Here is an 18,962-nt window from a genome sequence, read left to right on the forward strand (position 1 = left end):
CCCTGGCAATTTCGCCCATGCCGGCTGCCGCCCAGCTGGAGGTGGCCGATGGTGCTCATTTCGATGTGGTGATCATCGGCAGTGGCGCCGGTGGCGGCACCCTGGCGCGCCATCTGGCCCCCAGTGGCCTCAAGATTTTGGTGTTGGAGCGTGGCGACTGGCTGCCCCAGGAACCTGAGAATTGGAATGCCGAGGAGGTGTTTCAGAAAGGCCGTTACATCTCAAAGGATGTGTGGCATGACAAGCATGGCAAGCCGTTTCAGCCCGGCAGCCACTACTTCGTTGGTGGGGCCACGAAGATGTATGGCGCGGCCCACTTCCGCCTGCGCCAGCAGGATTTTGAGCAGCTACAGCACTTCGATGGCATCTCACCGGCCTGGCCCCTGCGTTACAGCGACTTCGAGCCCTATTACCAGCGGGCCGAGGAGATGTACCACGTGCATGGCCAGCGGGGGGAAGATCCCACCGAGCCCCCCTGCAGCGGCCCCTATCCCCATCCACCGGTGGCCCATGAGCCCCGCATCCAGAAGCTGGTGGATGATCTGCGATTGGCCGGGTTGCATCCCTTCCATGCCCCTACCGGGGTGATGCTGGATGAGGCCAACATGGCCTTCAGCCGTTGCCGCAGGTGCAATTGCTGCGATGGCTTCCCCTGTCTGGTGCATGCCAAATCCGATGCGGACGTGCTCGGCATGCGGCCGGCCCTGGCTGCTCCGAATGTGTCGCTGCTGACCCGGGCCCATGTGCGTCGTCTGGAGACCGATGTCTCGGGCCGCAGCGTGCAGGCCGTGCTGCTGGAGAGGGATGGTCAACCGATGACCGTGCGGGGTGATGTGGTGGTGGTGAGTTGTGGTGCCGCCAATACGGCCCGGCTGCTGTTGATGTCAGCCAATGACCAGCACCCCCGCGGGCTGGCCAACAGCTCCGACCAGGTGGGCCGCAACTACATGTTCCACAACAGCAAGGCGATGGTGGCCCTGGCCCATGAGCCGAACACCACCGTGTTCCAGAAGACGCTCTCGATCAACGACTGGTATCTGGGCGACGCCGACTTTGACTATCCGATGGGCAACATCCAGATGACGGGTAAGACCAACGGCACGATCATGAAGGGCTATGCGCCGCTCGAAACCTTCTTGATGCCCGGTTGGTCGATGGACAAAATCGCTGAGCACGCGATTGATTTCTGGATCTCTTCAGAAGATCTACCGGACCCCAACAATCGCGTGACCATCGATGGCGAGGGGCAGATTCATCTGGACTACACGCCCAACAACCCAACCGCGGCCCAGCGGCTCTACGGCCGGCTCACCGGGATGCTGGACCAGCTCTATCTCAAGAAGCATTTGGTGGAGCGCCAGATTTATGTCAAGAACGCCATGGGTGTTGGGGCTGTAGCGCACCAGGCCGGCACCTGTCGCTTCGGCGAGGATCCGGCCACCTCGGTGCTCGATCTCAACTGCAAGGCCCATGAACTGGACAACCTTTATGTAGTTGATACGAGCTTTATGCCGACGATCGGAGCCGTTAACCCCTCACTCACGGCCATCGCCAATGCCCTGCGGGTTGGTGATCACCTGCGCGAACGCCTCGGTCGTTGAACCATTTTCCGGCGGCGGATCCCCTCCGCCTCGACCCTGCCTGGGTTGGGGCCCCACCCTTGATCGCCCTGGAGGAGGCCCTCAGCCATGACCTGCTGGCCTCCGGCCTCAGCCGCCAGGAGTTCATCCGGCGACTGCTCGCCCGGGTGCATCACTCCAGCCTGATCCCCTTGCTCTGGTTATTGCCGCGGCGCTGGCGTCTGACGCCGGCCGAGCTGCCCGAATCGCTGCGGGATCTGGGCGTGGTGTTGCGCGACCAATTGCTCAGCCCCCTGCTGCTGGCCAGCCTGTTTGATGAGCTGGGCCATCTGCTGCCGCCACCTGATCGGGCCCAGCCCTCTGCCCTGGAGCTCTGGCGGGGTGGCCGGGAGGCCCTGCCTGCCACGATCGCCGCCCTGTTGGCCGAGGCAGGGCAGGCCAGCTGCCGATCGGTGCCGCTACCCCCCACTCTCTCCCCTACTCCACCTGCCACTTCGGCTGGCCCAGGCCCAACCCTGGTGTGGCACAACACAGGCCTGCCGGCAGGCCCCAGCCCCAGGCAGTGCCAGGCCAACCGGCTCCTGGCCCGGGTGCTCAACCGGCTGGGGGCCCGGCTGGCTGGCCCTGCCCCATCGAGCTCCGAGCTGGCTGACCGTTTCGAAGGCTGCGGCACCACCGCCGAGCTGTTTGATCGTTTTCAGGCGGGGGGCTGGCAGCTGAGGGCCCGCTGGCGCAGCAGCATCGCCAGCTTCGGGTTGGGTGCCAGCCTGCATCTGCCCGAGCGTGGCTGGTGCCAGGTGGCCCTGGCGCTGCCCATGCGCACGGGCTTTCTCGATGCCCAGGGCCAGGAGCGGCTGACCCTGCTGCCCCACTGCGCCCTGGAGCTGGAGCTCAGCCGCGGCGATGATCAGTTGCTGGTTCAGTGGTATCAGGGCACCGAGGGACTGTGTGGCTGGGAACCCCTCAATGATCAGCCCCGCCCCTGGCAGAACGATCGGGCCAACGGCACCGTTCGCTACGTGGATGCCACCCGATCGGAGCCTGAGTTGGCCCGCTTGGCGCGGCTTACTGAGGTTGTGGCGCTGGTGCACAACCGGTTGGCCTCCAGCCGCCAGCTGCTGCTGGGTGGTTACGGCCCCCTCGGCCTCTGCATCGACAGCGTGGCGCTGCTGCAGAAGGCCCTCAGCGGCAGCTGTGATCACTACCCGCTGCTGCTCCATGGCATCTGGCGCCAGAACCTGCTGGCTGAGAGCCTGGCGATCGAGCCCCGGCTTGCGGCCGAGTCGGCCGCCCTGCTGGCTGCCAATCGGAGCTACCAGCAGGCCCTGGAGGATCTGCCGATCGACCTGGCCCACCATGGTTCGGAGCGCAGCAACGCCTGGGGCCGGCTGCGCAGCACCCTGCCGCTGGTCAGTCCGTTTGCCCTGGTGCAGCGGATCCAGGCCGATCTACAGCCCGATCCATCCAGGCCAGGCTCCGCAGGATCAGTCTGACCACGGCCGGTCGATGGCGTGGGGAGAAGGGCCCGCTGCGGCCGTTGTGGCCCATGCCGGCCACCACCTGCCGCCTCACCCCGCCGGCCAGGCGTGCCTTGTTCCAGTTGGAAAGGGGCAGCAGCGGCGAGCGGCCAGGAAATAGCAGCTGGCCCAGGGCCGCCACCGGATCGCGGCTGCCCACCACCATGGCGATGCCTGCCACCTGGCTGAGGCGCTGGTTGCCGCTGAACACGCCGCAGAAGGTGAGGATCTGCACCGGGCAGCGGCAGATCACCTGCAGCACATCGGCCATGCCCATCGCCATCTCGCCGCCGCCGCTGTAGCCCAGCAGCACGATCCGCTGGTCGCTGCCCTGGCGCAGGCCGCCCTCCACCAGCCGCTGCGCCACCTTCAGGGCCAGTTCGTAGTTGAGGATTGGCCCGTAGCGGCGGTCGGCGGAGATCCCCACCTTGATCACGTTGTTGGCCTGTACCAGCGCCGCGCAGATCCCGCTCACCAGCGGATTGGGGTGACTCTCCTGCAGCGCGAACAGGCGCCGCCAGAACCAGCGACTGCCGGCGTCGGCGGCCAGTTCCGCCGGGCTGATTGTGTAGGTCTCGATCGCCTCGATCAGCACCGTCCCGGCGGGGAGCTGGGCCGCTAGCTCCGCCAGCAGGGCCGCCACCCGCGGCGGGTGTTGCTCCGTGCTCTGGTGGATGCCGTCGAGATACACCACATAACACCGTGCCGATGGCTTGGCGGCCGAGCTGGCCTGCTCAGCAAACATGCTGGCCGGATCGGGCAGCTTCCCCAGCCAGCCGTTCCAGAAGGCGTAATGCCCTGCCACCGAGTAGATGCCTGCGATCGGCACCAGCAGACCCACCAGCCAGGCCAGCAGGATGGCCAGCTCCTGAAGATCGTTGGCTGGCCCCGGGCCAAACCGTTCCAGGCCGCCGCGGAGCAGGGCGGCGATCACCAGCACCCCGCCCATCAGTAGGCAGCCGCTGAGGCCGATCCGCAGCCAGCGCCTTCCCAGGCCAAAGAAGCGGGCGGCCCGCCCCCTCATCGGCCCAGGCTGTCGGCCAGCCGCCGGTAACCCCGCTGCCAGCCCTGGTAGAAAAGAGCGCTCACTAGCAACAGGGCCAGGCAGTAGCCGGGGGTGGCCAGGGCCAGGGCCTGGGCAGCGGGCAGGGCGAAGCGCACCTGCAGCACGGCCACCACGTTTAGGTGAATCAGCGCCCAGATCGTCACGGCGATCAGGTCGCTCACGTAGGGCGCCGCCACCAGCACATAGAACACCCCGGGAAGTAAGGCGGCGCCGAGACTCTCGAACAGCGCCCAGGGCTGCAGCGGCCCGTCAACTACAAGGGCGAGCAGCACGATGTCTACCAGGGTCGCTAGCAGCAGCGCCACCGCCAGCACCAGGGCATCGAGCAGCAGCTGGAAGACGATCTGGCGCGGGGTGAGCTGGTTGGCCACCAGGGCGAAGAGGTGGGCCAGGGACATCGACAGACCCACCAGCAGCAGGATCTCGAAACCGCCATCTAGCTGCAGCAGCCAGTGCCCCAGGGCCCCCATTGCCGCCTCCAGTTTTGTCACGCTCCCCAGCAAGTGAGATCAGTCCGTCAGCCAGCCACCTGGGTGATCAGATCAGCGATCAGCAGGTTGTCGAGCGAAAAGAGGCCGCCACCGCAGCTGGCCAGCACCGCACACATCACCACATACATGGCAGCCTTCTCCCAGCTGGGGGGGTCCCCCACCCCCATGGGGCCGGCGTAATCGCCGGGGGAAATCTGGTAGGGGTCAGGGCCGATGAAGGGAAAGCCCGCCTTCAGCTCAACCACTACCGCGTAGGCCATCGATACCAGGATTGCCAGGGCAGCCAGGGGGGTGAGCAGGCCCGGGATCAGGGCGATGCCGGCACCCCACATTGAGAAGGCAGATAGAAAGCAAAGCCACTCCGGCGTCTGCATAGCCGTGGCCCACGTCTTGAGGTTGCGCAGCTTGGGCCAGCCGTGGCGGATGAAGCAGATCCCCAGGAACAGCCGCATCACCAGCAGGGATGCCTGGGCCAGGGTGGAGGGGGCCGCTGGCACCAGCAGCTCCACAACGGTGATCTCCATCTGGCCTGGGCAGTAAAACTCAGCTCAACGTACCCAGGTCCGCCTATCCCTGCAGCAGTTGCAGTTGGTGGCCGTCAGGGTCTGCCAGTTGCAGGGCCCGCTCGCTGCCCACCAGGGAGGCCTGCTCGCCCAGCTCGATCACGCCGCCATGGAGCACCTGGCCGCCGCAGGCCTGCGCCGTTGCGGCGATGTGATCCAGGTCGGCTACCCGCAGACGGATCTGCCAGTGGGCCAGGTCTTGGGCGCCCTGATCGTCGGGCCTGGGCCGGCCGCCGTTGGGGGGCTGGTAGTTGAGGCATTCCACGCCGGCGCCCGTGGGGCAGCGGTGGCCGGTGATGCGCACCCGGGTGTCTTGGAGGCCGTCGAGCCCATCCTGGGTGGGGCCGCTGTTGACCCCATCGCCCCCCAGCTTCAACCCCAGCAGCCCGTCGTAAAAGCGGCAGCTGCGCGGGGTATCGGCCACAGAGATAGCGCTGTGGTCGATACCCAGGAAGGGGGCACTGGTCAGTGCGGTTCGGTGCCAGCGGGTTTCGCCCTTGCCTGCGGGGAACTGGAGCAGCTCCAGGTTGTGGCCCTCCGGGTCGCGAAACTTGAAGGCCTGGATGCCGGCGGCGGCGGTGTTCCACTCCGGCAGGGTTTGGGGGGCGGTGGACACCCCCACCAGGGAGCCGTGGGCGATGGCTTGGCGGGCCTTGGCGCTGGCGGCTTGCAGATCATTCACCACAATGCAGATGTGTTGAAACCAGAGGTCGCAGCTGCGGGAATTGGCCGGGATCGGACGCCCAGGCCGCAGGCCCTCGCCCAGGCTCAGCGCCTCGGTGAGCTCCAGGGTTTCGTCGCCCAGGTGCAGCCGCACCAGCTTCAGCCGGGAGCCGGCCAGGCCCACCAATTCGGCGTAGGGGCCTGCTTCCACCAGCAGGCTCTCCCCGTGGCTGAAGCCCAGGGTTTGCTCGAAGAAAATGGCAGTGGCTTCTGCATTGGCTGTGGTGAAGCCGATGCTGCTGATGTGGGGGCTGGGGGGAGGCATGGCGCTCAGGAGAGGCCGGCGACGCCTGCGGCGGCGATGGCGCTGTCGAGCTCCGGCGTCATGCCCGAGATGCCAATCGCTCCTATGCAGATCCCGTCTTGCAGGAGCGGTAAGCCACCGGCCATGGCGGCTGCCGGTTGGCCTAGCAGGCCGGCGAGCTGCAACAGGGCAGGGCGATCGCTATTGATGCTCGCTTCCATGGCAGCGGTGGGTTTGCCATTGAGGGAGGCCATGCGGGCCTTGGCGATGGCAGCCTCGGCACTGGCCGGACTGGCACCGTCGCGGCGCTCCATCAGCAGCAGATGCCCGCCGCTGTCGACAACGGCGATCGATACGCTTGCCTGCAGCTGATCGGCTGCCTGGTGAGTGGCCGCAACGATGGACCGGCAGTCGGCGAGCTCGAGTAGGGGTTGTTGGCGCATGAGCTCGGCTGATTCAATCCCAGACGATTTTGGCCAGCCAGAGATGCCCCTGAAGTTCGACCCCGGCGGCGGCTGCCTCCAGGTCGGCGTCCGAGAGTTTCAGGGTTGCTTCGGCCTGGTGCTGGACCAGCTCCACGCCGCTGAAGGCGTAGCCCATGGTCGCCCCCAGCTCAGCGATGGCGTTGAGGTTGGGGCAACCGCTGAAGCGCTCCAGCAGGGCAGGGTCGCCTTTGACAGTTTTCAGGAAGGCTTCGAGTTGTTCGCGGGCCATGGCAGGAGCAGGTGTCAGGGCGCCTGGGCGCCGCGGGTGTTGGTGAACAGGGCGTAGATCGCCTTGGAGGCACAGAGAAATAGGCGGCTGTGGTGCCGATCGCCGAAGCAGAGGTTTGAAACTCGCTGCGGCACTAAAACCTTGCCCAGCAAGGTGCCATCGGCAGCGATGCAGTGCACGCCATCGGCGGCACCGCACCAGAGATTGCCGGCCTCGTCGACGCGGAAACCATCTGCCCAGCCGGGGTTGATCTTATGAAAAATCTCCCCACCGGAGATGCTGCGGCCGTCAGCGGCCACGTCAAAAACGCGGATGTATTGGCGTGGCTCCGCTACCCCCGGGGCCCCGGATTCCGCCACGTAGAGCTTGCGCTCATCTGGCGAAAAAGCTAGGCCGTTGGGGCCGTCAAAGTCGCTGGCCATTGCGCTCACTTCGCCGCTGTCAGGGTCGAGCCGATATAGGGCGGGGGGCTGCTCTGACAGCTGCCGGCCGCCCTCGTAGTCGTTAAGCAGCCCGTAGAGGGGATCGCTGAACCAGATCGAGCCATCGCTTTTGACCACCACGTCGTTGGGCGCATTGAGACGCTTGCCATGGGCACTAGTGGCCAGCGTTGTCTGCGTGCCGTCGGGCTCCAGGCGGGTGAGGCAGCGGCTGGCGTGATGGCAGGTGATCAGGCGACCCTGGCGATCGCGGGTTTGGCCATTGGCGTAGTCGGAGGGTTCACGGAAAACGCTCACTCCGTGCTGGGGACTCCAGCGCATCGTGCGGTTGTTGGGGATGTCGCTGAATAGCAAGCAGTTGTGGTCGCCGAACCACACCGGTCCTTCAACCCAGCGGAACCCCTCGGCCAGCAGCTCCAGTTCGGCGTTGAACAGGATGAGCTCGTCAAAGCGACGGTCGAAGCTGACCGTGCACTCGGAGGGCTGGTTCACGAGAAGAACCCCGGCCGCACGCCGCGCCAGAGGTCGTCGTTGCGCTGGATGATCAGCTGCAGGCAGGGTTCATCGCCCACCTGGGCCGAGAGATGACCCTTGGCTCCTGACGCAGTTGCGATGCACTGCTGGTCGCCGCCAAAGCTGAACTCCCCAGGGCCAAACACCAGCTTCTGCCCATCCATGCTGTCCACCGACCAGCTGCCTCGCAGCACGTAGATCCATTTAGGAATGTGGTTTTCGTGCCAGTCCGCTGTCCAACCCACCGGCAGTTGGGTAAGGAAGGAATTTCCATCCTTGATTAGGTCCAGATTCCACTGGGGGGAGTCGTTTGGACCCAGCACTCCCAGGGTCCAGGGGGCCATGGTGCAGAGCGTCTGGCGGCTGACTCCCCCGTCGTCGGTCCAGAGGTGCCAGTAGGAGAGGGCGGCGGGGCTATTGGTGTCAGTCATGGCGTTTGCTCCCACTGTGGTGGCTCAATCTTTAATGGCGATGGCGGAGATCTCCAGCTGGATGCCAAGCACCAGGGCGGAGACTTCCACCACCGCCCGCGACGGGTAGGCCTGGGGATCGGTGAAGTATTCCTGCCACACGGCATCGACGGTATCGAGGCTGTTGATGTCGGTGAGATAGACCACGGCGCTCACCACATCTTTGGCGCTGAACCCCGCCTCTTCCAGCACAGCCATCATGTTTTCCATCACCTGCCTGGCCTCCAGGGTGATGTCGCCATTGCCCACTTTTTCGCTGGTGACCGGATCCACCGGCAGCTGACCGGTAATGAACAACATGTTCCCAGCCTGAAAGCCCTGGCTGTAGGAGGCCACGGGGGTGGGGAATCGATCGCTGTGAATCGCCCGTCTCACCAGCTGGGGCATGGTCAATGGTTGAAATTTTCCTCAACCTAATGATGTTGGCGCTCTTGTCATCCCCCAGCCCAGCCAATACCAGCCGGCACGGGGTGTTGCAGATCGCAGCGAGATTGGTCCCATCTGCTTACCCTGCTCCCAGTTGGCTTTCTTCGCCCCCCCCATGACCACAAGTTTCCCATCCGTTTCAGCGCCCAGCACCAATCCCCTTGCCGGAAAATCCCTGTCCAGCTTTCTGCAGGGCAAGGTGGCAATTGTTACTGGTGGTAACAGTGGTATAGGTAAGGCGATTGTTGAAAACTTGGCTGAACTTGGAGCTAAGGTGGTGATCGATTACCGCTCCCATCCCGAGGCTACCGAGGAGTTGGAGCGGGAGATCGGTAGCTATGGCGGCAGCAGTTATGGCGTTCATGCCGATGTTTCAAATCTCGATGATCTGCAGCGGCTGGTGCAGGAGGCTGTGGCTAAATACGGCCGCCTCGATGTGATGGTGAATAATGCCGGCGTTGAGACTCGCACCTCGATTCTGAACACCACTCCTGATGATTTTGACAAAGTATTGGATGTAAATCTGCGGGGTGTTTTCTTTGCCTGTCAGTATGCCGCCAAGCAGATGATCGCCCAGGGTGGCGGTGGCCGGATCATCAATATCTCTTCGGTCCACGAAGACTGGCCGATGCCGGAGAACACTCCCTACTGCTGCGCCAAGGGAGGGGTGCGCATGCTCACTCGCACCGCCGGGCTGGAGCTGGCCTCCCATGGCATCACGATGGTGAATGTGGGCCCAGGCGCCGTGGCCACACCGATCAACGACTCCACCATGAACAACCCGGAGTTGCTGGCCAAGTTGAACGCCGCCATCCCCCTGGGACGCATGGCCCAACCAGAAGAGATCGCCAGGGTGGTGGGCTTCCTGGCCAGCGATGCCGCTAGCTACATCACAGCCACAACTATTTTTGCCGACGGCGGCATCATGCAGAGCAGCCCAGGGCTTTAGGCCCCTTGGGGCTGCGAGGGCCGGCATGCGCATCACCCCTACTGAGATCATTCGTTTGCGCGGGCGCCACCGCGGATATTGGCTGACCTTGGCCACTGAAGTGGCCCTGCTGCTGCTTTTGCCCGTGGCCCAGGCCCAGATCTGGCTGTTGTCGGTTCTGCTGATCCTGCTGGCGTTGGTGCTGATGGTGTTCGTCAGCCGCTATTCCCCCCTCCGCAAAACCCGCCCGCTGATCTTTGCTCTGGGCGGGCTGGCGATCGCCCTTGAATTGATCTGGCACATGGCACTCAGCCTCTGGCCAGCGGTGGGGCGGGCGCTCACCATTCCCCATGTGATCGTCTGGCTGGTGTTTCTGTCGCTTGGTGTGCTCCGCAAGGTGAAGACCCTCACCCGGGAGCCCTTTGTCACCGTTTCGGTGGTGATGGGTGCCGCTTCGGGCTACCCTGCTGGTTGGCATGGCAGGTGGGTTGCTGCTCACCGCCCTCTGGGTGCTTGATCCCGCCGCCTTCGACCTGACGGCCCTACCTGCGGTGGGATCCACGGCGGCGCTGCCCAATGTGTCGGTGGCGCCTGCGCTGATGGCCGCCTCCTTCACCATGCTCACCACCATCGGCACCTCGGTGCTCAAAACCAGCCATGTGGGCGGCCAGGTGGTGACCACGGTGATCACTGTGGTGGGCCAGCTCTATGTGGCCATTTTGATCGCCCTGATTCTTGGCCGTTTTCGTTGGCGCACATGATCAATCGACATCTGCTTTTTTATCGACACCGCTTCTATCGGCACCTCTTTTTGGTTGCGATCGCGGTGGTTGCCTCCATGGCTGTGCCCTTCCCGCTCCATCGAATCGGGGCCCTCGGCACGGTCGCTTTGATGATTTTGCTGTCGGTTGAGCTTGGCGGGCCAATTGCTGCCCATCAGAGCCGACACCGCTGGTTTGACAGCGTCTACCGCCGGCTTGGCTTGTTGACCCTGCTGTGCCAGCTGCTCTGGATGTCCAGTCCCCACGATTTCGCCTTTATGGGGTTTGCCGTTCTCCTGGCCACAACGGCCTTTATTTTCTGGAGCCTGAAGCGACTCCTGATCTGCCTGGCTCAGGAAACCCAGATCCGCATGGCCGTGCTCGGCGGTGCGGTTGCTGGGTATCTACTGCTGGGAATCATCGGCGGTTTGCTGTTCGGAGCCCTGGAAACCTTGGCTCCCGGCAGCTTCATCAACCAGGCCGATGGAGGTCGGGAACTGCTGCTAGCTGGTTTGGGAGCGGATTCAGAGTCACAACGGATTTGGGACCTCGATTTCACCCGTATCCACTACTTCGCCTTCGTCAGTCTCACCACCGTGGGCTACGGCGACATAATCCCCGCCCTGCCTCCTTCCCAAATGGCGAGCGTGGCCCTGAGCATCTCTGGGCCGCTGTATCTGGCCATCGTGATGGGCTTGCTGATCAGTCGTTACACCCTCCAGGCAGAGCAGCAGGTCAAGGGGCGTTCATCGGCCGCTCCAGGCCCACCTCCACATTCAGGTGTTGATTCGGACGACCGGTGATCAGCATTGAGGCCCGCTGACGGGTTGCGATCGCCCACAACCATTTGGTGAGCAGGGTGAGTCGATTTTCGTTGGCGGGCATGAACATCAGGTGGGCCAGGCCCCAGAGGATCCAGCCCGGTAGGCCACTCAGCTTGAGGCCGCGCAGGTCGGCGACTGCATGGAGCGGGCCCAGCACCGCCATGGTGCCGAAATCGGTGAACGTAAAAGCCTTGTGGGCCTGCCCCTGGATCTTGGCCACGATGTCGGCCGCCACCCAGCCACCCATCTGCACGGCGGGCCCGGCCATGCCGGCCAGGGGCTTGCCATCGCTGGTGTGGCTGTAGGAGCAGAGGTCGCCGATGACGCGGATCTCCGGATGGCCTGGAATCGAGAAGTCGGGCTCCACCACAACCCGGCCGCCCCTGTCGACGGCACAACCGCTGGCAGCGGCCAGCACCTGGCCCAGATGGGAGGCCTTCACTCCAGCGGTCCAGCAGATGGTGGCGGCCTCCAGGGTGCGGGCACCTTCGCTGGTGTTAACAACCACTTTCTCCGCTTCAATGGTCTGAACCCGTCCACCTAGTAATAGCTCTACCCCTGCGGACTGCAGATAGCTGCCGGCGGCGGCCGAGAGGCTGGGGTCCATGGCTCGCAGCACCCGATCGCCCGGGTCCACCAGGGTCACCTTGCATTGCTGTGGATCGAGCTGCTTGAAGTCGCGGCCGAGGGCATGGGCCATCAGCTCCATCAGGGAGCCGGAGAGTTCGCAGCCGGAGGGGCCGCCCCCCACGACGACGACCGATTGCAAAAAGGCCCGCCGAGCCGGATCGGGGGTCTGTTCTGCTTCTTCCAGGGCCAGTAGCACGCGGCGACGGATCTCATCGGCGTGCTCGAGAATCTTCATCGGTGGCGCCGCTTCGCGCCATTCGTCGTGGCCGAAGTAACTGCTACCGGAGCCGGCCGCCAGGACCAGGTGGTCGTAGGCCAGCTGGCGCTCGTTGAAGACGATCTGCTTCGCCTGGGTGTCGATCTCCTCTACTTCACCCAGCAGCACCTGCACATTGGGTGCCTGGCCCACTAGCTGACGCAGGGGTGAGGCCACATCCCCCTCCGCAACCAGCCCTGTCGCTACCTGATAAAGCAGGGGTTGGAACAGGCTGAAGTTGCGTTTATCGATCAGGGTTACGCGCACCGGCTTGCCAATCAGGGCATGGCAGGCCTTGAGTCCGGCGAAGCCCCCGCCAACCACCACCACGTGGGGCAGGCCTTTGAGACTGCTATCTGGTGGATCGAGCTCAAGGAAGAAGCGTTCGCGGGCCATTGGTGCCTTGACACTCGCCTCAACGTATCGAGCCCGCCATGGTTTGGCCTGCTAGTAGTGGCTCTGGTTACTGAGTCAGTCATGTCTGTTGCGTCTATCCAGGCCTTTGTGGCCCGCGTTGCTGGTGATGCCGCCCTCCGCGACAAGCTGCATGCCGCTGCCGGGGTAGACGACATCGTGGCCATGGCGGCTGCTCATGGACATGCCATCGATAAGACAGTGCTGCTGCGCGAGCATGCCAAGGCCTTGGGCAGCGCCAAGGACCATGAGCTCGCCGGCATCAACAGCTGGGGCGATGCGCTGATGCACTGCTTCGGTGCCAGCGAGAACGACTGAGCCCTACGCCTCGCCCAGGTAGGCAGCCCTGAGGCTGGGGTTGGCTAGCAGCTCCTGGGCTGGCCCCTCCAGGGTGAGCTGGCCGGCTTCGAGCACGTAGCCGCGGTTGGCGATCTCCAGGGCGGCCTGGGCGTTCTGCTCCACCAGCAGCAGGGTGAGGCCTTCGCCGTGCAGCTGGGCCAGGGCCCGCATCACCTCGCTTACCAGCTTGGGGGCCAGCCCCAGGCTGGGCTCATCCAGCATCAGCAGCTCGGGCCGGCCCATCAGCGCCCGGGCGATCGCCAGCATCTGCTGCTCGCCGCCGGAGAGGGCCCCGGCCAGCTGCTGGCGGCGCTCGGCCAGCCGCGGGAACAGCCCATAGAAGCGCTCCAGGTCGGCGGCGATACCACCGGTGTCGCGGCGGTGGTAGGCACCCAGGAGCAGGTTGTCGGCCACACTTTGACGGCCGAGCACCCGCCGGCCCTCGGGGCAGTGGCCAATGCCCAGCTTCAGCAGGCGATGGGCGGGTACCGCCGCCAGAGAGCCGCCGCGCCAGAGGATCTGCCCGGCACTTGCCGGCACCAGGGCCGAGATGGCCCGCAGGGTGGTGCTCTTACCGGCGCCGTTGGAGCCCAGCAGGGCCACAAGATCGCCCTGGTGCACGGTGAGATCGATGCCACTTAGGGCCTGCACGCTGCCGTAGCGCACGCTCAACCCCTGTAGTTGCAGCAGCGGCGTGCTCATGAGGTGCCACTCCCGGTGCCGAGATATGCCTCGATCACCTTCGGGTCGCGGCGCACGGCGTCGGGCGTGCCGAGGGCGATGCGTACACCGAAATCCAGCACCGCCAGGCGGTCGCATAGGCGCATCAGCAGGGGCACATGGTGCTCAATGATCAGCACGCTGAGCTGGTGGCGCTGGCGCAACTCGCCGATCAGCTCGCAGAGCTGGTCTTTCTCGGCTGGGTTGAGGCCGGCGGCCGGTTCATCCAGTAGCAGCAGCTGCGGGCGCGTAGCCAGGGCGCGGGCCATCTCCAGCCGGCGACGATCGCCGTAGGCCAGGGTGCCGGCTGGGCGCTCGGCCATGGCTGCCAGAGCCAGCTCCTCAAGCAGTTGCCAGGCGGTGTCCAGCCGCTGGCGCTCGGCCCGTTGGTGGCCCGCGGTGCCCAGCAAACCCGCGAGGGCGCTGCTGCGGGGGTGGCGCTGCAGCGCCACCAGCAGGTTGTCGAGCACGGAGAGGCCATCGAACAGGCGCAGGTTCTGGAAGGTGCGGGCCAGGCCGAGGCGGTTGAGCCGATGGGGTGCCTGGCCGGTAATGGCGGCCCCGCGCCAGAGCACCGCGCCACCGGTAGGGGGCGTGACGCCGGAGATCAGGTTGAACAGGGTGGTTTTGCCGGCGCCGTTGGGGCCGATCAGGCCGAAGATCTCGCCAGGTTGCACGGCGAAGCTGACTCGATCGAGGGCTAGCAGGCCGCCGAAGCGGCGGCTCAGCTCACGCACCTCCAGCAGGGGCGCGCTCATGGCTTTGCCTCCTTGCCCCTGCCCCCCAGTCGCTCCAGCAGGCCCGGGGTGATCAAACCCTGGGGGGCCAGCACCGGCCCCAGCAGGATCACCAGACCGAACAGCACCAGGCGCACATCGCCCACGGGGCGCAGCAGTTCCGGCAGGACCGTGAGCAGCATGCCACCCACGACAGGCCCCAGCCAGGTGCGCGAGCCCCCCAGGATCACAAAGGCCAAGGTGGTGATGCTGGCGTCGAAGGAGCCCTGGCGGGCGTTCCAGGTGTTGAGGAAGTGGGCGGCCAGGGCGCCGGTGCTGCCGGCCAGCACGGCGCTGAGCACGAAGGCGGTGAGCTTCACCCGGGTGGTGTCGATGCCCATGCAGCTCGCGGCCAGTTCGTCGTCGCGAATGGCGGCCATGGCGCGGCCGAGGGGCATCCCCTCCAGCCGCTGGCAGAGCCAGCCCGCCAGCGCCAGCAGCGCCAGGGCCGGCAGCAGGTAGCCGGCGGCGCTGGCAAAGGGCTGGGGGATGGCAAAGATCCCCACCGCCCCACCGGTGAAGGGCAGATTCAGGATTGCCACCCGCACGATCTCCACCAGGGCGATGGTGGCGATGGCCAGGTAAATCCCCTGCAGCCGCAGCACCAGGCGCCCTACCAGCAGGGCCAGCAGCCCGGCCAGCAAGCCCCCCAGCACCAGCTCCAGCAGCAGCGAGGGCAGCGGAAATCCGCCGGTGGCGGTGGCCCCCAGGGCGCTCCAGCGGGTGGAGAGCAGGGCGGCGAGGGTGCCACCTACGGCGTAGAAGGCCGGCGTGGCCAGCGACAGCTGCCCCGCCGCCAACGGCAGGTAGACCGAGAGGCCGAGCAGGGCGCCCAGCAGCATCTGCACCAGCAGGCCGTTGTCGATCACAGGGCGGACCTACTCATACCTTTTCGACCGTGCGCCGGCCGAGCAGGCCACTGGGACGCAGCAGCAGTACGGCAAACAGGATCGCGAAGGCCAGGGCATCGCGCCAACCGGAGGCTGCGCTGGGCACCAGCGCTTCTGCCAGACCCATCAGCAGCCCACCGGCGATCGCGCCTGGCACGCTGCCCAGGCCGCCGAGCACCAGCACCGCCAGGCCCTTGAGGCCGTAGCCGATGCCGAAGTAGGGGCCTGGCAGGCTGACGCTGACGCCAATCAGCCCGCCGCCCAGACCCGCTAGGGCACCGCTGAGGAAAAAGGCCAGCCTCACCATCGCCTCGCTGTGGATGCCGAGTAGCTGGGCGGTGGTGGCGTCTTCCGCCACGGCCCGCAGGGCCCGGCCGCCCTTGCTGCGCTCCAGCCAGAGGCTGAGGGCCAGCACGGCGGCGGCGGAGATCACTAGCAGCAGCAGCTGGATCGTGCGGATGCGGGCGCCGCCGATCACCAGCACAGCGGGCAGCCCCGCCAGGGCATTTGTGCTCGGGGGGAAGGCGTAGCCCTCGGCCCCCATCAGCAGTTGCAGCAGGTTGACCAGCACCACGCCGGCGCCGAGGCTGGTGATCAGGGCCAGTAGGGGCTCGGCGTTGCGGCGCCGTAGCGGCGCGAAGGCCAGCCGCTCCACCAGCAGGCCGATCAGGCCCGAGCCAGCGGCCGCCAGCAGTAGCGCCAGAGCGAAGGGCAGCCCGGCCGGTAGGCCCCAGCCCGGCAAGGCGCCGTTTCCGCCGATTTTGCCGCCCATTAATAGGTAGGTGAGGTAGCCCCCAACGGAAAACAGGGCGCCCTGGGCGAAGTTGATCACGCCGAGCACCGAGAAAACAAGCGTGTAACCCAGGGCCACCAGGGCATAGACGCCGCCGCTGGCGGCGCCGTTGAGCACCACTTGCAGCAGGGCTTCGATCACGGCTTGCGCTCCTGCAGTTGCAGCTCACGCACCAGGGCAAAACGGCCGTCACGGCCGCCGGGGTCCATGCGCACCTCGGCTACATAGAAGCGATCCTGCAGCACCTCGCCCTCGGGGCTGAAAGCGATTGGGCCGAGTGGTGTGGCGTAGGTGCCGCTGAGCAGTTCGGTCATCAAGTTGGCCCGGGCCTGGGCGAGGGTGACGCCCGTGAGGCCACCCATGCTCTGCAGACGCTGGATGGCTTCAAACAGCACCTGGTAGGCGGTGAAGGCCTGGGCGGTGATTTGCGGCGGCGGGCGGTCGCCGTGGGCTTGTTGGAAGAGTTGCAGGAAGCGGCGGTTGATCGGTGTGTTGAGATCGGGGCTGTAGGCCTGGGCGATCAGGATGCCGTCGCACCAGCGTTGGCAGATCGGGTAGATGTTTGGTGTGTTGAGGCCGTTGCCCACCACGATCTGGCCCTGGTAGCCGAGCTCGCGTAGCTGGCGAATCAGGTTGCCGCCGGCCACCGCCTGCACCGAAAGCACCACCAGTCGGGGCTTGAGCTGCAGGGCGGATGTGATCGGCGTCTGGAAGTCGTTGTCGGCCAGCTGGGTGCGCTGCACCGTTATGGGCGTGAGGCCGCGGGCGGCGAGAACCTTCTGGAAGATGGCCACCTCGGCGGTGCTGTAGGCGTCGTCTTGGGCGTAGAACACGGCCACGCGCTTGATAGCTGGATCGCGGCGTAGGGCCTCATCGATCGAGAGCGGCGCGATCACCGAGCTCTGGGCTGACACGCGGCTGATGAAGTGGCCGATCTCGGGAATGCCCTTGGCGGTGTTTGAAGGCGCCACCACCGGCACCCCCTGGCGCTGGGCGATTGGATCGGCGGCAAAGGCCTGCTGGGAGAGGGTGGGACCGATCAGGGCGATTACGCCCTGGCGGATCAGCAGGTTGAAGGCGGCGATGGCGCTGGGTTCATCGGAGGCGCCGTCTTCCATTTGCAGGCGCACGGGACGGCCGCCTGGGGCGCTTTGTTGGGCCCAGCGTTCGGCCACAGCCAGACCCATGCGTTGGTCTTGGCCGTAGAGATTGGCGTTGCCGGTGAAGGCGATGGCGGCTCCGAGGGTGAGGGGCCCGCTGGGGAGTGGCTTGGCGGCCGGATCAGCGCTGCGGCCCAGCCAGGCGAGGGCGCCGATGCCGGCCAGTAGCAGGGCTGCGAGCCTCAGCGCTCCGCGCTGGCGGCGCTCGATCGGGGAGGAGGTTGTCATCGGCAGGGCATTGCTGCGGATGCTGGGCGGATGCTGGGTGGCTGTCAACCACCGCGGTGTGGGGACCGGGGATTTGGTGACCTGGTTTAGGCCGTTGCCGGGTTGGGAATCCTGATGAACAAATGCCCCAACCACTGGCCATGGCCGATTCCCTTCGCCATCCGCGGGAGATGGGCAGTGCCGAAGTGAATGCTTTCCTGAGCCACCTGGCGGTGGATCTGAACGTGAGTCCGTCGACCCAGAACCAGGCCCTTTCGGCCCTGCTGTTTCTGTATCGGGAGTTGCTTGAGCGCGACCTGGAGCTCGATGGGGTGGTGCGGGCCCGCACCCGGCGTCGCCTGCCCGTGGTGCTGACACCAGAGGAGGTGCGAGCGGTGCTGCAGAGGCTGGATGGTGTTGAGGCCTTGGTGGCGGGCCTGCTCTACGGCAGCGGGCTACGGCTGATGGAAGCCTTGCGCCTGCGCGTGCACGATCTGGAGTTCAGCAGGCGTGAGCTCACCGTGCGCGATGGCAAGGGAGGTAAGGACCGCACCACCATGCTGCCGGATGGCCTGGGCAGGCAGCTGGCCAGCCACCTTCAGCAGGTGCGGGATATTCACCGGAAGGATTTGGCCGATGGCTGGGGGCGCGTGCTGTTGCCGCATGCTTTGGCGCGCAAATATCCCAATGCCCCGGTGGAATGGGGTTGGCAATGGGTGTTTCCCCAAGGAAGCCGTTGGCGCAGCCCGAGTAGCGGAGAACAGGGCCGCCATCATCTGGATCCCAGCCTCATCCAAAAGGCTGTTCGACGCGCTGTGCTGGCCGCAGGTATCAGCAAACCAGCCACCTGCCACAGCCTGCGCCATTCTTTCGCTACCCATCTGCTGGAGCGCGGCCAGGACATCCGCACGATCCAGGAGCTCTTGGGCCACAGCGATCTGAGGACGACAATGATCTACACGCACGTCCTCAATCGCGGCCCCCTTGGCGTGACCAGCCCTGCTGACTTGTTGTGAGATTTGTGGCGTGACGAACAAGTGGATATCGGACCCGCATATATATCTGGAGTCTTGGAGCTCCACATCAAAATCCCAGGACTGGTGCAGGTTTGCGAGATAACCTCTCTCACGGAAGCGGTTGATAGGCTGTCCAGAGCACGCGGGGTGTGTCGGATACCGGACCCGCCCATACAGCGTTAGGCTGATGAAAAAGCATCAATGACAAATCAACTCATCGAGGTTAAACTCCAAGAATCATCAAAGAACTGGACGGACCACGCTAAGCTGGGCGCTGAACTATTAGGCCCTCTTATTGCAGCGGTATTTGGAATATGGGTGCTTCGGCTAACGAAGCGAATTGAGCAGACTTGAGGGCACCTCGAAAAAAGAGGAATTCCAAGCCTGCAGTCATCTACAAAAAAACGCCTTACGGCGCCAAGGGGTCTACTAAATTGCACATCAAAATGATAGGAAAGGGCTCAGGTGGTTTCAGGTGAATTTCGCCTCATGCGATTGCAA

General features: G+C 65.3%; 23 protein-coding genes. 8 read left to right on the plus strand and 15 right to left on the minus strand.

The window, feature by feature from the left end:
* The first annotated feature begins 17 nt into the window (after window positions 1-17).
* Window positions 18-1,601, plus strand: a complete 1,584-nt coding sequence (locus tag AC01FP_RS04585; protein ID WP_474478480.1) for a GMC family oxidoreductase — start codon at window positions 18-20, stop codon at window positions 1,599-1,601.
* Window positions 1,598-3,073 (plus strand): hypothetical protein, encoded by a 1,476-nt coding sequence (locus AC01FP_RS04590; RefSeq protein WP_474478440.1) that lies wholly within the window; start codon window positions 1,598-1,600, stop codon window positions 3,071-3,073. Before AC01FP_RS04585 ends, AC01FP_RS04590 begins: the two co-directional genes overlap by 4 nt.
* Here AC01FP_RS04590 and AC01FP_RS04595 read toward each other — a convergent pair.
* From AC01FP_RS04595 to AC01FP_RS04635, 9 genes are read right to left on the minus strand one after another with little or no spacing between them, the layout of a single operon-like run.
* Entirely contained in the window at window positions 2,991-4,121 is a 1,131-nt protein-coding gene (locus tag AC01FP_RS04595) for an alpha/beta hydrolase (protein ID WP_474478441.1), read from the minus strand. The genes AC01FP_RS04590 and AC01FP_RS04595 overlap by 83 nt on opposite strands.
* The gene (locus AC01FP_RS04600; protein ID WP_474478442.1) at window positions 4,118-4,654 is read right to left on the minus strand and encodes a hypothetical protein; all 537 of its coding nucleotides are present in this window, start codon (window positions 4,652-4,654) and stop codon (window positions 4,118-4,120) included. The genes AC01FP_RS04595 and AC01FP_RS04600 overlap by 4 nt, the downstream gene beginning before the upstream one ends.
* 26 nt (window positions 4,655-4,680) lie before the next feature.
* A complete protein-coding gene (locus tag AC01FP_RS04605; RefSeq protein ID WP_474478444.1) occupies window positions 4,681-5,178 on the minus strand; it encodes a DoxX family protein in 498 nt (165 codons plus the stop codon).
* A gap of 43 nt (window positions 5,179-5,221) precedes the next feature.
* The gene (locus tag AC01FP_RS04610) at window positions 5,222-6,205 is read right to left on the minus strand and encodes a VOC family protein (protein ID WP_474478445.1); all 984 of its coding nucleotides are present in this window, start codon (window positions 6,203-6,205) and stop codon (window positions 5,222-5,224) included.
* 5 nt (window positions 6,206-6,210) lie between these two features.
* Window positions 6,211-6,627: a GlcG/HbpS family heme-binding protein gene (locus AC01FP_RS04615; protein ID WP_474478446.1), complete on the minus strand. Its 417-nt coding sequence runs from the start codon at window positions 6,625-6,627 to the stop codon at window positions 6,211-6,213.
* Between the two features lie 13 nt (window positions 6,628-6,640).
* The gene (locus AC01FP_RS04620) at window positions 6,641-6,898 is read right to left on the minus strand and encodes a Nif11-like leader peptide family RiPP precursor (protein ID WP_474478448.1); all 258 of its coding nucleotides are present in this window, start codon (window positions 6,896-6,898) and stop codon (window positions 6,641-6,643) included.
* A gap of 14 nt (window positions 6,899-6,912) precedes the next feature.
* Window positions 6,913-7,830, minus strand: a complete 918-nt coding sequence (locus AC01FP_RS04625; RefSeq protein ID WP_474478449.1) for an SMP-30/gluconolactonase/LRE family protein — start codon at window positions 7,828-7,830, stop codon at window positions 6,913-6,915.
* Window positions 7,827-8,282: a cupin domain-containing protein gene (locus AC01FP_RS04630; protein ID WP_474478451.1), complete on the minus strand. Its 456-nt coding sequence runs from the start codon at window positions 8,280-8,282 to the stop codon at window positions 7,827-7,829. Before AC01FP_RS04630 ends, AC01FP_RS04625 begins: the two co-directional genes overlap by 4 nt.
* 24 nt (window positions 8,283-8,306) lie before the next feature.
* Window positions 8,307-8,708, minus strand: coding sequence for a Rid family detoxifying hydrolase (locus AC01FP_RS04635; RefSeq protein ID WP_474478452.1), 402 nt, complete (start codon window positions 8,706-8,708; stop codon window positions 8,307-8,309).
* Window positions 8,709-8,862: 154 nt separating this feature from the next.
* Here AC01FP_RS04635 and AC01FP_RS04640 point away from each other — a divergent pair, with 154 nt between their 5' ends.
* From AC01FP_RS04640 to AC01FP_RS04655, 4 genes are all read left to right on the plus strand, one after another.
* Window positions 8,863-9,696, plus strand: coding sequence for an SDR family NAD(P)-dependent oxidoreductase (locus AC01FP_RS04640; RefSeq protein ID WP_474478454.1), 834 nt, complete (start codon window positions 8,863-8,865; stop codon window positions 9,694-9,696).
* Between the two features lie 88 nt (window positions 9,697-9,784).
* A complete protein-coding gene (locus AC01FP_RS04645) occupies window positions 9,785-10,192 on the plus strand; it encodes a hypothetical protein (RefSeq protein ID WP_474478455.1) in 408 nt (135 codons plus the stop codon).
* Entirely contained in the window at window positions 10,152-10,436 is a 285-nt protein-coding gene (locus AC01FP_RS04650) for a hypothetical protein (RefSeq protein WP_474478456.1), read from the plus strand. Before AC01FP_RS04645 ends, AC01FP_RS04650 begins: the two co-directional genes overlap by 41 nt.
* Before the next feature lie 77 nt (window positions 10,437-10,513).
* Entirely contained in the window at window positions 10,514-11,239 is a 726-nt protein-coding gene (locus tag AC01FP_RS04655; RefSeq protein WP_474478459.1) for a potassium channel family protein, read from the plus strand.
* On the opposite strand, the gene AC01FP_RS04660 is transcribed toward AC01FP_RS04655, so the two are convergent.
* Window positions 11,172-12,542: an NAD(P)/FAD-dependent oxidoreductase gene (locus AC01FP_RS04660; RefSeq protein ID WP_474478460.1), complete on the minus strand. Its 1,371-nt coding sequence runs from the start codon at window positions 12,540-12,542 to the stop codon at window positions 11,172-11,174. The two genes, AC01FP_RS04655 and AC01FP_RS04660, sit on opposite strands and share 68 nt — an antisense overlap.
* Window positions 12,543-12,623: 81 nt before the next feature.
* Here AC01FP_RS04660 and AC01FP_RS04665 point away from each other — a divergent pair, with 81 nt between their 5' ends.
* Window positions 12,624-12,878 carry a Nif11-like leader peptide family natural product precursor gene (locus AC01FP_RS04665; RefSeq protein WP_474478463.1) on the plus strand — a complete coding sequence of 85 codons (255 nt, stop codon included), beginning with the start codon at window positions 12,624-12,626 and terminating at the stop codon, window positions 12,876-12,878.
* A 3-nt stretch (window positions 12,879-12,881) separates the two neighbouring features.
* Here AC01FP_RS04665 and AC01FP_RS04670 read toward each other — a convergent pair whose 3' ends face one another.
* Genes AC01FP_RS04670 through AC01FP_RS04690 form a run of 5 tightly spaced genes read right to left on the minus strand, consistent with a single transcriptional unit; the run spans window position 12,882 to window position 17,466 of the window.
* Window positions 12,882-13,601 (minus strand): ABC transporter ATP-binding protein, encoded by a 720-nt coding sequence (locus tag AC01FP_RS04670; protein ID WP_474478465.1) that lies wholly within the window; start codon window positions 13,599-13,601, stop codon window positions 12,882-12,884.
* Window positions 13,598-14,377, minus strand: coding sequence for an ABC transporter ATP-binding protein (locus AC01FP_RS04675; protein WP_474478466.1), 780 nt, complete (start codon window positions 14,375-14,377; stop codon window positions 13,598-13,600). Before AC01FP_RS04675 ends, AC01FP_RS04670 begins: the two co-directional genes overlap by 4 nt.
* Window positions 14,374-15,264: a branched-chain amino acid ABC transporter permease gene (locus tag AC01FP_RS04680; RefSeq protein ID WP_474478468.1), complete on the minus strand. Its 891-nt coding sequence runs from the start codon at window positions 15,262-15,264 to the stop codon at window positions 14,374-14,376. The genes AC01FP_RS04675 and AC01FP_RS04680 overlap by 4 nt, the downstream gene beginning before the upstream one ends.
* Before the next feature lie 13 nt (window positions 15,265-15,277).
* Complete coding sequence (locus tag AC01FP_RS04685; protein ID WP_474478470.1) at window positions 15,278-16,219, minus strand: branched-chain amino acid ABC transporter permease; 942 nt, start codon at window positions 16,217-16,219, stop codon at window positions 15,278-15,280.
* Window positions 16,216-17,466, minus strand: a complete 1,251-nt coding sequence (locus tag AC01FP_RS04690) for an ABC transporter substrate-binding protein (RefSeq protein WP_474478472.1) — start codon at window positions 17,464-17,466, stop codon at window positions 16,216-16,218. Before AC01FP_RS04690 ends, AC01FP_RS04685 begins: the two co-directional genes overlap by 4 nt.
* Before the next feature lie 140 nt (window positions 17,467-17,606).
* Here AC01FP_RS04690 and AC01FP_RS04695 point away from each other — a divergent pair, with 140 nt between their 5' ends.
* Window positions 17,607-18,461, plus strand: coding sequence for an integron integrase (locus AC01FP_RS04695; RefSeq protein ID WP_474478475.1), 855 nt, complete (start codon window positions 17,607-17,609; stop codon window positions 18,459-18,461).
* Window positions 18,462-18,962: the final 501 nt, after the last annotated feature.

Source organism: Cyanobium sp. NIVA-CYA 375, from assembly GCF_056108345.1.

Excerpts from the sequence above, each read along its gene's own strand:
- AC01FP_RS04585 (WP_474478480.1), top strand. The coding sequence starts at position 18 with ATGCCGGCTGCCGCCCAGCTGGAGGTGGCCGATGGTGCTCATTTCGAT.
- AC01FP_RS04595 (WP_474478441.1), bottom strand. The coding sequence starts at position 4,121 with ATGAGGGGGCGGGCCGCCCGCTTCTTTGGCCTGGGAAGGCGCTGGCTG.
- AC01FP_RS04605 (WP_474478444.1), bottom strand. The coding sequence starts at position 5,178 with ATGGAGATCACCGTTGTGGAGCTGCTGGTGCCAGCGGCCCCCTCCACC.
- AC01FP_RS04610 (WP_474478445.1), bottom strand. The coding sequence starts at position 6,205 with ATGCCTCCCCCCAGCCCCCACATCAGCAGCATCGGCTTCACCACAGCC.
- AC01FP_RS04615 (WP_474478446.1), bottom strand. The coding sequence starts at position 6,627 with ATGCGCCAACAACCCCTACTCGAGCTCGCCGACTGCCGGTCCATCGTT.
- AC01FP_RS04620 (WP_474478448.1), bottom strand. The coding sequence starts at position 6,898 with ATGGCCCGCGAACAACTCGAAGCCTTCCTGAAAACTGTCAAAGGCGAC.
- AC01FP_RS04630 (WP_474478451.1), bottom strand. The coding sequence starts at position 8,282 with ATGACTGACACCAATAGCCCCGCCGCCCTCTCCTACTGGCACCTCTGG.
- AC01FP_RS04635 (WP_474478452.1), bottom strand. The coding sequence starts at position 8,708 with ATGCCCCAGCTGGTGAGACGGGCGATTCACAGCGATCGATTCCCCACC.
- AC01FP_RS04640 (WP_474478454.1), top strand. The coding sequence starts at position 8,863 with ATGACCACAAGTTTCCCATCCGTTTCAGCGCCCAGCACCAATCCCCTT.
- AC01FP_RS04650 (WP_474478456.1), top strand. The coding sequence starts at position 10,152 with ATGGCAGGTGGGTTGCTGCTCACCGCCCTCTGGGTGCTTGATCCCGCC.
- AC01FP_RS04655 (WP_474478459.1), top strand. The coding sequence starts at position 10,514 with ATGGCTGTGCCCTTCCCGCTCCATCGAATCGGGGCCCTCGGCACGGTC.
- AC01FP_RS04660 (WP_474478460.1), bottom strand. The coding sequence starts at position 12,542 with ATGGCCCGCGAACGCTTCTTCCTTGAGCTCGATCCACCAGATAGCAGT.
- AC01FP_RS04665 (WP_474478463.1), top strand. The coding sequence starts at position 12,624 with ATGTCTGTTGCGTCTATCCAGGCCTTTGTGGCCCGCGTTGCTGGTGAT.
- AC01FP_RS04670 (WP_474478465.1), bottom strand. The coding sequence starts at position 13,601 with ATGAGCACGCCGCTGCTGCAACTACAGGGGTTGAGCGTGCGCTACGGC.
- AC01FP_RS04675 (WP_474478466.1), bottom strand. The coding sequence starts at position 14,377 with ATGAGCGCGCCCCTGCTGGAGGTGCGTGAGCTGAGCCGCCGCTTCGGC.
- AC01FP_RS04690 (WP_474478472.1), bottom strand. The coding sequence starts at position 17,466 with ATGACAACCTCCTCCCCGATCGAGCGCCGCCAGCGCGGAGCGCTGAGG.
- AC01FP_RS04695 (WP_474478475.1), top strand. The coding sequence starts at position 17,607 with ATGGCCGATTCCCTTCGCCATCCGCGGGAGATGGGCAGTGCCGAAGTG.